Genomic DNA, 13938 nt, shown 5'->3' on the forward strand with positions numbered 1-13938 from the left:
GTCGGGCCGGGGACGTCCCGGCACCTCGAAGGCGAAGAGACAGCTTATGCGGTCCAGCCGGCGTTCAGCGTCGGGCGAGCGCCGGGAGGAGCGGCCGGCGGGCCGGCCCGACCCGTACGTGGACGTCCGCGGCGGGACGCGCCAGTGAGCGGTCCATGGCGTCGAGGACGGCGCCGTGCGGCGTCCCGGCCGCCGCGTGGACGCAGCGCAGCGCCACGCCCCGCCCGCCGTGCTCGGCGAACAGCACGTCGGAGTAGGCGGCCACTGCGGCGGCGGACGGGCTCTCCGGCGGGCCCGAGGCGTCCGGGCAGAGGAACAGCTCCCCGGCGCGGCGCTCCAGCATGCCCGGCAGCGTCGCCCGGACGATGTGGACGGCGCCGAGGACGTTCGTCCGCAGGACGTGCTCCACCTCGTGGAGCGGCTGCGCGAGCACCGGCCCGGCCGACGCGGCGGACGCGGCGTGGACGACGCGGTGCACGGGGCCGGTCATCGCCAGCACCTCCGCGACGGCGTCGGGGTCGGTGACGTCGCACACCCGCACGTGGGTGTTGGGGGAGCGATGCGCCGTCTTGGCGAGGCCGAGTTCGTCCACGTCCACCGCGACGACGTCCCACGCCGCCGCGGCCAGCCGCCGAGCCGCCGCGGCGCCGAGCCCGCGCGCGGCGCCGGTCACCAGCGCCGTCCGCCTCACGTGCGCACCTCCTCGGCGCCCTGGAAGACCATCTCCAGATGCCCGACGGTGCTGGTGGACAGGGCCCGCGCCCGGTCGAGCCCGAGGCCGCGCAGCTCGTCGGCCACCGGGTGGTCGCCCAGGACGACCTTCGCGCCGCCCGGCCGGGTCCGGACATCGGACGGTGTGAGCGTCCACGGGGTCCGGCGCGTCACGCCGTCCAGGCAGGAGTAGGCGTCGACGCTCGGGGCGCCCGCCCCGGCCGGCATCGGCAGGCCCGGCCGGACCGCGACCTCGATCACCGTCCGCCCGCCGATCCGCACCGCGCAGCGCTTCACACGCCCGGCGATGTCCATGGGGATGTCGGCGATCTCCTTGGGGAAGCCCCAGATCGTCCGTCCGGCCTCCAGCGTGAACTCCTGGTTGACCGGCAGCCAGTGGATGAACGCCCCGATCCCGCGCAGCCGGTCGAGCACCCCCTGCGGCGGCGCCGCGCCGGGCGGGCGCACCAGGAAGGCGACGGCGAACTCGTGGTAGGGGCCGAGGTCTCCGTCCGCGTACCGGACGAAGGCCAGCGAGCAGATGGCCCGGCCTGGCAGCGGCTCGGCGACGTCGAGCCCGGAGTAGGCGATGACGTCCCGGGCCGCGCCGGCGGGCACGGCGAACATGGCCGAGGCGACGGCGGCGTCGCGGATCCGCACCGGGAGGGTGACCCGCTCCCCCTGGATCGCGTGCGCCTGGGCGGTGGTTGTCACACCGCTAAGTAGAACAGGTTCTCGTTTTGCTGCCAAGGACCGACCCGCGGCCCGCGGCGGTCAGCCCTTCTCGAGGGCCGTCCGCATCCGGTCGAGCGTGGCGCGCATGCCCTTGCGGTTGACCTCGGCGCGCCCCTCGGCCGGGACGCCGGTGAAGACCTTGCCGAGCAGCGAGACGAACGCCGCGCCGCGGTGGTCGCGGCGCTGGTCCTCCCAGTACTCGGTGAGCCGGGTCCGGGGCGCGGCCGGGTCCTGGGTGACGTCCTCGAACCGGTAGCCCCACAGCGCCACGGGGATCCCGAAGCTCGACACCCGGAAGGCGAACACCTCCCCGGGGACCGCCGCGCTCACCTGGCACGTGGTGAACCACACGCGCCAGCCCGCGCGGTTGAACCCGACGAACCTCGTCCCCGGCCGGATCGCGCGCCCGCGCACCCAGGTCGCGAACACCTCCGGGCTCCAGTCGCCCATCCGCCGCGGATCCGCGACCGCCGCGTAGACGTCCCGCACCGGCGCGGCGACGACCACGCTCTCCTCGACGACCCACTCGCGTTCCATGGCCTGCATCCTCCCACTACATGACCGGCGGGTCACTGGAGGTGGGCGAAATGCCGCCTCCAGTCCGCGTACCAGGCCCGGAACCAGGGCTCGGGCTCGGCCAGCGGGACGATGTAGGTCAGGGTCTCGGCGTAGTAGCGGCGCTGGAAGTCCGGCGCCATCGCGTCGAGGGTCTGCACGTTGCTGGCGCGGTCGGCGAGCTTGACCAGGACCGCCTCGCGCGGGGCGTCCCGCAGGCGCCGCAGGTAGGCGGCCTTGGCGGCGCGCTTGGCCTGGCGTCCGGCCCCGCCGGCGGGCGGCTTGGTGACCCAGTCGACCAGCTCGGTCACCTCCGGGCCGAACTCGGCCTCCACGTCGGCGAGGGAGGCGGGCGTGTCCTCCACGACGTCGTGCAGGACCGCGGCGGACAGGACGGCGGGCGCCGTCACCCCCGCCCCGCGCACGAGCACTTCGAGGGCCTCCAGCAGGTGCTCGACGTAGGGGGCGCCGGTCGGCCGCCGCTGGTCGCCGTGCCAGCGCACGGCGGCGGAGACGGCCCGGTCCAGGCCGTCCAGGTCCACGTCCGAGCCGGACGCGGCGATGTCCGCCCGGGCCGTCTCCCAGGCGTGCCAGCGGGTGAAGACCTCCACGGGTCGCTCCGTTCTTTCCGGCCGTGTCGCGCGGGAGCCCCGCACAGGGCATGGTGGGTGTCGTCCTTTTGAGCACAGTCCTTGTCAGTACGGTACGTGGGGGGAGGCGGCGCGGTCGTGGTCGGGAGCCGGCAGCGGCCTGAGGGCCGACCGGAGTCCGTGGGCAGGGTCCGCGTCGCGCTCGGGCTGCTTTCCGGGGTCGTCGCCGTCGCGCTCTGCGTCGTCCTCGTCGACACCTACGTCCTGCGCGCCGAGTGGTGGCAGGTCCGCCACACCGTGACCGGGGCGCCCGTGGCGCCGCAGAGCGAGGCGGGCCCGCCGCCGGGCCCCCTCGCGGTGAGCTGGGAGCGGACGACGCGGGCGCACCGCGGTTCCGTCGCCGGCTACGACGGCGTCGCCTACCAGGTCGCGCGGGGACAGGTCGTGACGGCGTCCGGGCACGGGATCGAGGTGCGGGACGCGCGCACCGGCGCCGCGCGCTGGAGCTACCGCCGCGCCGGGTGGTCCCTGCTCGGCTGGACGTCCACGGGGTCGCGCGTCGTCGCCTACTTCGAGCGGGACGGCGACCGCGGCGACCGGGCGCTCATCGCGTTCGACGCGCTGTCGGGCGGGCTGCTGTGGCGGCGCGAGGACGAGCGGCCCGCCGCGGTCTCCCGGACGACGCTGCGCTGGCCCGCCGGGTCCGACGTGCTGCTCACCACCGACGAGGGGCGCAGGACGCTCTTCGGGGTCTCGGCCGTGACGGGGAACCGGGTGTGGCGGCTGGCCCTGCCGCGCGGCTGCCGGCTGTTCGAGGGCGGGGCGCACCCGTCCGACGGCCGGGAGGATCTCGCCGCGCTGGGCCTGCGCTGCGCGGACTCCCGCGGCGATCGCGGCGGCGACCCGGGCGGCGACACGGGGCATCGCAGCCGGCTGCTGGCGGTCGATCCCACGAAGGGCCTCGTGCGCTGGGACCGGCGGCTCGGCTCCCGGGAGTCGCCCGAGGTGTCGATGCTGGAGGGCGTGACGCTCGTCTCGGACGGGACGGCCCTGCGCGCGTTCGACGACGGCGGCCGCCAGTTCGGCGCCTGGAAGGGCGACGGCGTGTGCGGCGACCTGATGTGCCCGGGCGTGCTGGCGGCGGGCCGGCTCGTGGTCGTCTACCACCCGGACGGGACCGGCCCCGAAGAGGACGGCCCCGACGGAAGCGGCCCTGACGGAAGCGGCCCTGACGGAAGCGGCACAGGAGAGAACGGCGCCGAGGAGAAGAGCACCGAGGGGGGCGGCGCCGACGGGGCCCGCATGGAGGCGGTGGACGTGCGCTCCGGGCGGGTCGAGTGGAGCCGCGACGTGCCCGCCTACGCCGCGCTCGCGCAGGCCGGCGGGCAGGTGTTCGCGCTGCGCCCGCGGCTTTCGGAGCGCCTGCTGCCCGCGGGGGTCGACATCGTGGAGCCCGGCGACGGGAGCACCACGACCGCGCCCGCCCCCTTCTCGATGGACCCGGACCTGCCGGGCGTCCGGCCGTGGCTGGCGGCCGCGGGCGGGCTGCTGTACGCGGCGCTCCCGCAGGCGGCGCCGCGCCCGGACGGCGGAGCCCGGCTGGTCGCCCTGCGCGGCGGGCTCACCGGGACGGGGCCGCCGGAGCTCGGCGGCGTGCCGGAGGAGGACTGGCCGGACGCGTGCGCCCTGCTCAAGAAGCCCGACCTGGCGGCGGTGCGGATGGCCGGCCACGCCCCCGAGCCGAGCCGCGCGTCCGTCGGGACGGTGCGCCTCCCGCACCCGGTTTCCTGCACGTACGAGCCCCGCGGCGGGCGGGCGCGGGCCGGCGGGCGGAAGTCCCCCGAGCCGAAGCCGAGCGCGACGGGCTCGGCGTCGCCGCGTCCCTCGGCGGGGCAGGAGGCCGTCCCGAACTCCGGCAAGGACGGCCCGCGAAAGGACGATCCGAAGAAGAGCGGCTCGAAGACGGACGGTCCGGACCCGGACGGCGGCCAGGAGGCGGTGGTCACCGGCCTCACGGTGAGCGTCCGCTGGGTCGCCGACACCGACGAGGCGGCGTCGCGGATGCTGGGGACGCTCCAGGCCGCGCAGGCACAGGTCAGGCGGCGCCGCGACATCGGCGGCGACGAGGCCTACGAGATCGGCCCGACCGCCGGGATGATCGCGCTGCGGGTGGGCCGGTGCGTCGTGATGGTCGAGGCGAACCGGCCGCCGGGCGCCGCCGCCCGCATCGCCCGCTCGGTCGCCTACCGCCTGCGCCACATGTCCGAGTCCGGCTCCTGAACGCGGCCGGGCGGCCGCGGGCCCGGGCGGCTCAGAACTCGGGGACGGGCTCCGGCTCCGGTTCCGGGGCGACCAGGGAGGAGCGGCCCGCCCACGCCTCCAGTTGGGCGACGAACCGTTCGGCGTGGACGGGCCAGTGGAACCGCTCGCGGGCGGCCTCGTAGCCGCGCTTGCCGAGCCCCGCGCGCAGGCCGGGGTCGTCCCGCAGCCGCAGGACGGCCTTGGCGGCGGCCTCCGGCGCCTCGAACGGGACGATCAGCCCGCAGTCGGCGGGCTCGATGATCTCCACGGCGGGCGGGTTCGGCGTGCTGATCACCGGGATGCCGCGGGCCATGTACTCGACGACCTTCGTCGGCATCGAGTGCCGGTAGTTCGGCTCGTCGTGCAGCAGCGCCAGCCCTGCCATCGCGCCCTCGGCGATGCGCAGCGCCCGGTCGTTCGGGACGAACCCGTACCAGCGGACGATCCCCTCGCGCTGCGCGTCCCGCAGCGCGCCCCGGACGTCGGCGTCGGCCGCGCCGATCAGCTCGACCAGCACGCCCTCGGCGGCCAGGGTCCGGGCCATCTCGATCATGTCGAGGGCGCCGCGCGCCCGCGACAGCTGCCCGACGTAGACGGCGCGGCGGCCGTCCGGCGGTCCGGGCGGCACGTCGGAGACGTAGGTGGTGTTGGGCACGACCGGGTGCTCCCCGCGGAACCGGGCCCGGTAGCCCTCCTCGGCGAGCAGCAGCCGGTGCCGCCGCTCGCTGCGCCGCTCCAGATGGTGGACGGCCGGGCGCAGCAGGGGACGGGCCGGTCCGGGCACCCAGCCCTTGGCGGAGAGGGCGGCGGCGGTGTCCTCGTGGACGTCCCAGACGACCGTCCGCCCCTGCACCTCGCGGGGCAGCGACACCAGCAGCTCGGGGTCGTGCAGGAGGATGACGTCGGCGTACGCGGCGTGCTCGGCGAGCGCGCGGTGGGCGGCGCGGAGGGCCCGGATCCGGCGCCGTCCGGTGGCGCGCGGGACGTCCACCGGGCTGATGTGCCGCCACGGGGTCGCGTTGCACGCCCGGAACGGGGCGATGTAGGTGACCTCGTGACCGGCGTCGAGGAGGGCGCGTATCTGCCGATGCAGAATGCGCGCGTCCTCGGGGTGGTGCACGACCGTGCAAACGCAGACCCGCATCACACTCACTCCGCAATGTCCGAATCGACCATCACCGGTGATTCTTGGTCCCGGATGGAAATTGCCGATGAATTCCGGCTGGCCTGGGCATGGACGCTGCCGGGCGACTCGTCCTTGACTGATAGGGCCGTCCGCCGGTCAGGGATGCCTCCGCCGGACGGAAAATCCCTGGCAAAGAATCCCGTTCGCCGGAGAAGTCCGCTTGCCCTGGAAGTCTCGGCGGTGCAAAGAGGCTCGGCGGCGCCGGAGAACTCGATGTCGAGAAAGCCCCGGCGCCACCGATGCTCAGAGGAGCTCGACGGTGTCCTGCTGGACGTTGCGGGTCCGGCCGCGGGTGTCGAACAGCAGCCGCGCGTGCCGGGACAGCGTCGCCGCGTCGTAGGCGGCGTGGTCGGCCAGGACGATCGCCAGGTCGGACGCCTCCAGCGCGGCGACCAGGTCCTCGCCGGCCGACGGCACCGGGGCGCCGTCCACCTCCCACGAGGCGACGAACGGGTCGTGGAACGACAGGTCGGCGCCGAGGCGGGCCAGCCGCCGCGCCACGGGGCGCGCCGGCGACTCGCGCTGGTCGGCGATGTCGGCCTTGTAGGTGACGCCGAGCAGCAGGACCCTGGCGCCCTTGAGCGCGCGGCCCTCCCGGTTGAGGAGCTGCTGGGCGCGTTCCGCCACGTAGCGGGGCATCCGGTCGTTGATCTCCTGGGCCAGCTCGACGAACCGGAACGGGTAGCCCAGCGAGCGGACCTTGTAGGACAGGTAGTTCGGGTCGATCGGGATGCAGTGCCCGCCGACGCCCGGCCCCGGGCGGAACGCCTGGAACCCGAACGGCTTGGTGGCCGCGCAGTCGATGGCGTCCCACAGGTCGATGCCGAGCTCGTTGCAGAACACCGCCATCTCGTTGACCAGCGCGATGTTGACGTGCCGGTAGGTGTTCTCCAGCAGCTTGGCCATCTCGGCCTCGCGCGTCCCCTTGGCCTCCACGACCCGGTCGACGAACTTGCCGTAGAACGACGACGCCGCCGACGCGCAGGCCGGCGTCAGCCCGCCGACGATCTTCGGGGTGTTGCGGACGCCGTAGACGGGGTTGCCGGGGTCGATCCGCTCCGGCGAGAACGCCAGGTGGAACTCCTCCCCGGCGACCAGGCCGGACGTCTCCAGGATCGGCCGGACGACCTCCTCGGTGGTGCCCGGGTAGGTGGTCGACTCCAGCACCACCAGCGTCCCGGGCTCCAGGTGCCGGGCGACGGTCTCGGCCGCGCCGCGCACCGCGGTCAGGTCCGGCCCGCCCTCCGGCGAGAGCGGCGTCGGGACGCAGATGACCACGGTGCGGGCGCCGTCCAGGACGTCCTCGTGCAGGCTCGGGGCGAACCCCGCCTGCAGCATCTTCTCGACCTCGGCCGGCGACACGTCGTCGACGTGCGACAGCCCGGCCTTGAGGCCGGCGACCACGCGCGCGTCGAGGTCGAGCCCGCCGACCCGCAGGCCGGCCCGGCAGGCCTCCCGCACGAGCGGCAGTCCCACGTAGCCGAGTCCGATGACCACGAGATCCACGCGGCCGGCTCCCTTCGATCCATGTGCTTGGCGTATCTGTGTGCTTGGCGTGTCTATGTGCTCTGGTGGAGAGCGAAGCGGTACGCGGCCCGGTATCCGGCCGTCACGGCGCGCCAGGTGCGTTCCGCCGCGACCCATTCACGGGCCGACCGCCCGATTTTCTGTCTCCTTTCGGGACTGTAAGCCAGGTCTTCCAGACAATTCGCCCAGGCTTCCGGGTCTTCCGGAACTGTTAACGCCCCCGTCACGCCCGGTTCCACGATTTCGCGGAGAGCCTTGACATCACTGGCTATAACGGGGATTCCCCCCGCCATGGCCTCGATCGGTTTCAGAGGCGTCACCAACTGGCACACCCGGTCCGCCCGGCGCGGAACCGCGAAGACATCGAGGACGGCGTGGTAGCGGCGAACGGACTCCATCGGCACCCGGCCGGTGAACACGGCGTGGACGCCGCGTTCGGCCGCGCGCCGTTCGAGCGCGCCGCGCTCCGGGCCGTCCCCGACGAGCAGCAGCGTGACCGGGGCGCCGCGCCCGCGCAGCAGGGCGGCCGCGTCGATGAGCGTGTCGATGCCCTCGTAGCCGTAGAACGACGACGTGAGGCCCACGACCGTGGCGCCGGGGTCGATCCCCAGGCGTTCGCGCAGGTCCGAGGCGTCCGGGAGCGGCTCGAGGAACGCCTCGTCCACCCCGTTCGGCACCGTGAAGATCTTCTCCTCGGGGACGCCGCGGGACGCGATCTCCGCCCGCATCGCCTCGCCGAGCGTGACGACCGCGTCCGCCTCGGCCATCCGGCGGGTCTCCAGCTCGCGGGTCAGCCGGTAGAACTCGTCGTCCTCGCGGTGCGCGGGATCGCGGGAGAGCCAGGAGTCCTCCAGGAAGCCGCGAACCTCGTAGACGACGGGAAGGCCGTGGCGGTGGCCGAGCTCCAGCGCGACGGCCGCGTTCAGGTGGTTGCTGACCGCGTGCAGGACGGACGGCCGCAGCTCCCGGACCAGCCGTCCGGCGAGGTCGGCGCTCTTCGCCACCGCGTCCAGCGGATCGGCCTGCGGGAACCAGGGCAGCAGCCGGTGGTACGGGACGCCGTCGACGTCCACGCGCGCCCGCGCGTCGCCGAGGCCTTGGCTGAGCGGGTATCCGAGCCGGGTCACGATGTGGGGTTCGAGGCCCGTCTCGCGCAGGGCGAGGGCGATCCGGTGCGTCCGCACGGTGTAGCCCGCGTTCGTGCGCGGCAAAGCGTTGGTCACGAACTGCAGGACCACCCCGTGGTCCACGGCGCCGCGCTCCGCGGAGCCGTTCTGGACCGTCCGGCGCGCCGGCGCGGGCTGGGCGAGCAGGATCCGCAGGTCCCGGGTCTCGCGCTGGACCTCCCGCGGCTTCGGGACGACGAGGCGGGAGCGCCGCAGCCGGGCGCCGAGCGGGGTCCGGGCGGCCAGCCGCACGGCGAGCCTGGACGCCCGCCCCGGGTCGTCGCGGAGCTGACGCCAGGCGAGTCCGGCCAGGTAGACGGTCTTCTTCACGGGTTCGTCGGGCACAAGGCCGGACGGTAGGCAACTCCGATGAACAGAAGGGAAATCGTGTTGGCACCCATCGTGCACGTCCTCGGGGCGCGACCCAATTTCGTCAAGGCGGCGCCGGTGATCTCGGCGCTCGCCGCGGCGGGCGCCGAGCAGGCGGTGATCCACACCGGCCAGCACTACGACGCGCGGATGTCGGAGGTCTTCTTCGACCAGCTGGGCCTGCCCGAGCCCGACGTCAACCTCGGCGTCGGGTCGGGCGGGCACGCCGAGCAGACCGCCGCGCTCATGATCGGGCTGGAGAAGGAGTTCACGGGCCGTTCACCCGCGCTCGTCATCGTGTACGGCGACGTGAACTCGACGATCGCCGCCGCCCTCGTCGCGGCCAAGCTGCACATCCCGGTCGCCCATGTGGAGGCCGGGCTGCGCAGCTTCGACATGACCATGCCGGAGGAGGTCAACCGCAGGGTGACCGACCAGCTCTCGGCGCTGTGCCTGGTCACGAGCCCGGAGGCGATCGGCCACCTGGCCGCCGAGGGCGTCCCGGTGGAGCGGGCCCACCTGGTCGGCAACCCGATGATCGACACGCTGCTGGCCAACCTGGACCAGTTCGACACGGCCGCCGTCCGGGCGGCGCACGGGCTGCCGGAGCGGTACGTCCTCGCGACCATGCACCGCCCCGCGAACGTCGACGCGCCGGAGACGGCCGCGGCGCTCGTCCGGCACCTGCACGGCGTCGCCGACCTCGCCGACCTGGTCATCCCCGTCCACCCGCGCGGGCGGGCGAACCTGCTGGCCGCGGGGCTGGACGAGCACGACCGCGTGCACATCCTGGAGCCGTTGGGGTACATCGACTTCATCGCGGCCGTGCGGGGGGCGGCGGCGGTCGTCACCGACTCGGGGGGCCTCCAGGAGGAGACGACGATCCTCGGGGTGCCGTGCCTGACCGTCCGCCCCAACACCGAACGGCCGATCACGATCACCCACGGCACGAACCGGCTCGTCGCGTTCGAGGAGCTGGTGCCGGGGGTCCGCAAGTGCCTGGAAGGGGGATCGGCGAGCGGGACGGCCGCGGCGCCGGGCGCGCGGGCGGGCGGGCGCAGGCCGCCGCTGTGGGACGGCCACGCCGGTCCCCGCATCGCCGATGTGATCATGGAGTACCTGGGTGAGTGACGAGGAGACGAACGCCAAGGCCACCCAGCGGATCGGGCGGCTGAGGTCCGCGCTGCGCGAGCGCGAGGCGCGCATCGACGAGCTGGAGCGGCGGCTCGCCGCGCTGGAGGCCTCGACGGCCGTCCAGTTCGGGCGGCTGGTCGCCGGCGCCGCGCGCGACCCGAAGCGCGGCAAGCGGCTGCCGCGGGAGCTCTACCGGCTCTGGCGCAAGCGGAGCGCCCCCGTCTCGGCGGCGGCGCGCTCCACCGGCGGCGGGTCCCAGCCGGACCGCGTGGACCGGCCGGAGGACCGCCTGCTCGTCGCGGGCCCGTCCGACGTCCCGGTCATCGCGGGCGTGCTCGCGCCCGGCACGGCCGCCGTCCTCGCCGAGCACGCCAAGGTCGTCGCCCTCTACCCGCACGACGCCGCGATCGCCCTCGACGCCGCCGACGTGGACGCGCTCGTGGTCGACGCGGCGGCCGGCGAGCCCGGCGGCCCCTGGGCCTACCTGGGCGTCCCCGGCATGTACGACCGCGATCTGGCGCTGCACCGGATCCGCCGGATCGCCGCGGCCCGCTCGCTCCCGCTCGTCCTGTGGGGCGAGGCGCCGCCCGCCACCCTGGCGTCCCTGCGCTGGGACGCGACCGCCACCGTGCCCGCCGCGCTCATCGAGCTCCTCGAACCGGCGCCGTCGCGGAGGGACGCGGAGGGGCGTCCCGCCACGAGGAGCCCGGCCCGTTGAAAGGAACCACCGTGCGACCACGCGCCCTCGTCTACGGCGACGTCGACCTGAACATGATCGACGGATCGGCCATCTGGGCCCAGGGCATGGTGCAGGCCCTGGCCCGCGCCGGCTGCGAGGTGACCCTGGTCCTGAAGGCTCCCGTCCGGACCGGCCGGCTCGTCGACCCGCTCCGCGCGCTGCCCGGCGTCACCGTCCGCAGCCCGCACGCCGAGGGGCTGTTCGACGGCCCCGCCGGCATGTCGCCCCGGCAGGCCGCCGAGGTCCTAGCCCGCGTCGACGAGGAGGCCCCGTACGACCTCGTCGTCGTGCGCGGCCGCCACCTCGTCGGCAAGCTCGCCGCGGGCCCCCTGGCCGGGCGGCTCTGGACGTACCTGACCGACGTGCCCCAGTCGGCGGCGGAGTTCACCGCAGCGGCCAAGGGCGACCTGCGCCGGATCGCGGACGCCTCCCGCGTCCTGCTCTGCCAGACCGAGGAGCTGCGCGGGTTCCTGGAGAGCGCCGTCCCGGCCACGGCCGGCAAGAGCGTGCTGTTCCCGCCGGTGGTCGTGCTCCCGGACGGTCTGGAGACGCGCCGCCCCGGCCCTCCGGGCCATCCGCTCCGCCTCGCCTACACCGGCAAGTTCGCGCCGCGCTGGAACACATACGAGATGACGTCCCTCCCGCGCCTGCTGGCCATGCGCGGCGTGGACGCCGAGCTGCACATGGTCGGGGACAAGATCCACGACGACCCGGCCGACCCCGGCTTCGCGGCCCGGATGAGGACCGCGCTGGAGACGGGCGAGGGCGTGGTCTGGCACGGCGGCCACCCGCGGGCCGAGGCGATGCGGTTGACCGCCGGCTGCGACGTGGGCCTGTCCTGGCGCGACGCCTCCATGGACACGAGCCTGGAGCTGTCCACGAAGGTCCTGGAGTGCGGGACGCTCGGCGTCCCGGTCGTCCTCAACCGCACCCCCATGCACGAGCGGCTCCTCGGCGGCGACTACCCCCTGTTCGCCGCCACCGAGGACGACGTCCTCGACGCGCTCACCCTCATCGGCAAGAACCCCGAGGTCCACACGCTCGCCGCCGACCGCTGCCGCGCGGCCGCCGCCGCGTTCAGCCTCGACGCGGCCGCCGCCCGCCTGCGCGACCACCTGGCGCAGGCGTTCCCGGAGCCGTCCGACCGGGTCCTCGCCGTGAAGGGCCGCCGCCTGCGGGTGGGCGTGGCGGGCCACGACCTGAAGTTCTTCTCCCGCCTGCTGGACTACCTGCGCTCCCGCTCCGACCTGGAGGTCCAGGTCGACCACTGGGCCGCGCTGAAGGCCCACGACGAGGAGCGCAGCCAGGCCCTGGTCGACTGGGCGGACGTCATCGTCTGCGAATGGTGCGGCCCGAACGCCCTCTGGTACGCCCGGCGCAAGCGCCCGGACCAGCGCCTCGTCGTGCGCCTGCACCGCTTCGAGCTGTACGCCGGCTGGCCGAAGCAGCTCGACATCGGCGCCGTCGACCGGGTCGTCTGCGTCAGCCCCCACTACAACGAGCTGACCCGCGAGATCACCGGCTGGCCCGCCGAGAAGGTCGTCACGATCCCGAACTGGGTGGACGACGCGCAACTCGACCGCGACAAGCTCCCCGGCGCCGAGCACCACCTCGGGATGATCGGCATCGCCCCGTCCCGCAAGCGCCTGGACCTGGCCCTCGACGTCGTCGAGGAGCTCCGCCGCGACGACCCCCGCTTCACCCTCTTCGTCAAGTCCAAACTCCCGTGGGAGTACTGGTGGATCTGGCAGAAGGACGAGGAGCGGGCCCACTACGAGGAGGTCTTCCGCCGCATCCGCCGCTCCCGCGTCCTCTCCGGCGGCGTCGTGTTCGACTCCTACGGCCGCGACGTGGCCTCCTGGCTGCGCCGCATCGGCTGGGTCCTGTCCACCAGCGACGACGAGAGCTTCCACCTGGCCCCCGCCGAGGGCATGGCCTCGGGGGCCGTTCCGGCCCTGCTTCCCTGGCCCGGCGCGGACACCATCTACGACCGCCGCTGGATCCACGACGACACGTCAGCCATGGCCGCCTCCATCGCCACCACGGTCTCCCTGGACCGCTGGCAGGAGGACGCCGAGCTGGCCCGCACCCAGGTGAAGAGCGCCTACGGCCTTGAGGGGGTCTGCCGCCAGTGGACGGACCTCCTCACCGGCTAGGCGCGCTCACCCCCGCCCGGACGGGGCGGGGGACGCCCGCGTAGGGGGAGAGGGTGAACCACGTCGGGAGGCCGCGGCGCAGGCGCTCGGGCCCCTCCAGCTCGACCGTCCCCGCGCGCACCGCGTCGGCCCAGGCCAGGTCGCCGCGCCAGATCCCCACCAGGGCGCGCAGGGGAGCGGTCACGGTGACCGAGACCTCGTGACCGGGGTCGTCGTCGCATACGTCGGCGGTCCCGGGGGTCAGGAGCAGCCACCAGCGGCGGTTGCCGGGCGCGGTGTCCGGGAAGCGGAACAGGACCACGGTCCGGCCTTCGGGGACCGCGGCGGGATCGACGTGCCGGCGCATGTCCCAGAGGAGGAGTTTCGGGTCCAGGTCGCGCTCGCCCAGCTCGCCGATCCAGCGCACGCCCCAGACGGCGAGGGCGTCGACCACCGGGCGCAGCTCCTCGCCCGCCGGGGTCAGGACGTAGCGGTCGTCCCGCTTCTCCACGACCCCGGCGCGGACCAGCTGGTTCAGCCGCTTGGCCAGGAGGGTGGGCGACATGCGCGGAACACCGCGCCGCACCTCGTTGAAGCGCTCGCTGCCCGAGAGCAGCTCGCGGACGATCAGCAGCGTCCAGCGCTCGTCGAGCAGCTCCATCGCCTTGGCGACGGGGCAGAACTGATAGTAGGAAGCCCCCATAACGGGCAGGCTAGGCGGCCGACTCCCCGTCTGACCAGGGCTCGGTACAGATCCTGTACTAGGAACGCGCCCGGCCGGTTCCTAGCG

The 13938-nt window shown here is 74.5% G+C and carries 12 protein-coding genes; 4 read left to right on the forward strand and 8 right to left on the reverse strand.

All coding sequences use genetic code 11. The annotated features are described in order from the left end of the window. Nucleotides 1–64: 64 nt before the first annotated feature. From K4S16_RS44290 to K4S16_RS12720, 4 genes are read right to left on the reverse strand one after another with little or no spacing between them, the layout of a single operon-like run. The gene (locus K4S16_RS44290; RefSeq protein WP_160160892.1) at nucleotides 65–691 is read right to left on the reverse strand and encodes an SDR family NAD(P)-dependent oxidoreductase; all 627 of its coding nucleotides are present in this window, start codon (nucleotides 689–691) and stop codon (nucleotides 65–67) included. Continuing rightward, nucleotides 688–1425, reverse strand: coding sequence for an acetoacetate decarboxylase family protein (locus K4S16_RS44295; protein ID WP_160160893.1), 738 nt, complete (start codon nucleotides 1423–1425; stop codon nucleotides 688–690). Before K4S16_RS44295 ends, K4S16_RS44290 begins: the two co-directional genes overlap by 4 nt. 60 nt (nucleotides 1426–1485) lie before the next feature. Beyond that, entirely contained in the window at nucleotides 1486–1983 is a 498-nt protein-coding gene (locus K4S16_RS12715) for an SRPBCC family protein (RefSeq protein WP_149259109.1), read from the reverse strand. A 32-nt stretch (nucleotides 1984–2015) separates the two neighbouring features. Next, nucleotides 2016–2612: an HD domain-containing protein gene (locus K4S16_RS12720; RefSeq protein ID WP_149259110.1), complete on the reverse strand. Its 597-nt coding sequence runs from the start codon at nucleotides 2610–2612 to the stop codon at nucleotides 2016–2018. Nucleotides 2613–2771: 159 nt separating this feature from the next. Here K4S16_RS12720 and K4S16_RS12725 point away from each other — a divergent pair, with 159 nt between their 5' ends. Further along, on the forward strand, nucleotides 2772–4871 hold the full coding sequence (locus tag K4S16_RS12725; protein ID WP_160160894.1) for a PQQ-binding-like beta-propeller repeat protein: 2100 nt from the start codon (nucleotides 2772–2774) through the stop codon (nucleotides 4869–4871). Between the two features lie 31 nt (nucleotides 4872–4902). Here the strand turns inward: K4S16_RS12725 and K4S16_RS12730 are convergent, their stop codons facing one another. The 3 genes from K4S16_RS12730 to K4S16_RS12740 all read right to left on the reverse strand — a co-directional run bounded on the left by K4S16_RS12730 (nucleotide 4903) and on the right by K4S16_RS12740 (nucleotide 9116). Beyond that, the gene (locus K4S16_RS12730) at nucleotides 4903–6036 is read right to left on the reverse strand and encodes a glycosyltransferase family 4 protein (protein WP_149259112.1); all 1134 of its coding nucleotides are present in this window, start codon (nucleotides 6034–6036) and stop codon (nucleotides 4903–4905) included. A gap of 285 nt (nucleotides 6037–6321) precedes the next feature. Beyond that, nucleotides 6322–7584, reverse strand: coding sequence for a nucleotide sugar dehydrogenase (locus K4S16_RS12735; protein WP_235036758.1), 1263 nt, complete (start codon nucleotides 7582–7584; stop codon nucleotides 6322–6324). Nucleotides 7585–7637: 53 nt separating this feature from the next. Continuing rightward, nucleotides 7638–9116, reverse strand: a complete 1479-nt coding sequence (locus K4S16_RS12740) for a glycosyltransferase family 4 protein (RefSeq protein WP_235036759.1) — start codon at nucleotides 9114–9116, stop codon at nucleotides 7638–7640. A gap of 24 nt (nucleotides 9117–9140) precedes the next feature. Here K4S16_RS12740 and wecB point away from each other — a divergent pair, with 24 nt between their 5' ends. Genes wecB through K4S16_RS12755 form a run of 3 tightly spaced genes read left to right on the forward strand, consistent with a single transcriptional unit; the run spans nucleotide 9141 to nucleotide 13169 of the window. Then, nucleotides 9141–10271: a non-hydrolyzing UDP-N-acetylglucosamine 2-epimerase gene (wecB, locus tag K4S16_RS12745; RefSeq protein ID WP_149259114.1), complete on the forward strand. Its 1131-nt coding sequence runs from the start codon at nucleotides 9141–9143 to the stop codon at nucleotides 10269–10271. After that, a complete protein-coding gene (locus K4S16_RS12750; protein WP_149259115.1) occupies nucleotides 10264–10992 on the forward strand; it encodes a hypothetical protein in 729 nt (242 codons plus the stop codon). The genes wecB and K4S16_RS12750 overlap by 8 nt, the downstream gene beginning before the upstream one ends. 53 nt (nucleotides 10993–11045) lie before the next feature. Further along, nucleotides 11046–13169: a glycosyltransferase gene (locus K4S16_RS12755; RefSeq protein ID WP_149259555.1), complete on the forward strand. Its 2124-nt coding sequence runs from the start codon at nucleotides 11046–11048 to the stop codon at nucleotides 13167–13169. On the opposite strand, the gene K4S16_RS12760 is transcribed toward K4S16_RS12755, so the two are convergent. Then, nucleotides 13159–13851, reverse strand: a complete 693-nt coding sequence (locus K4S16_RS12760; RefSeq protein WP_149259116.1) for a helix-turn-helix domain-containing protein — start codon at nucleotides 13849–13851, stop codon at nucleotides 13159–13161. The genes K4S16_RS12755 and K4S16_RS12760 overlap by 11 nt on opposite strands. Between the last annotated feature and the right edge of the window lie 87 nt (nucleotides 13852–13938).

It is taken from the genome of Actinomadura sp. K4S16, assembly GCF_008327685.1.
In the GTDB taxonomy this organism is placed as follows: domain Bacteria; phylum Actinomycetota; class Actinomycetes; order Streptosporangiales; family Streptosporangiaceae; genus Spirillospora.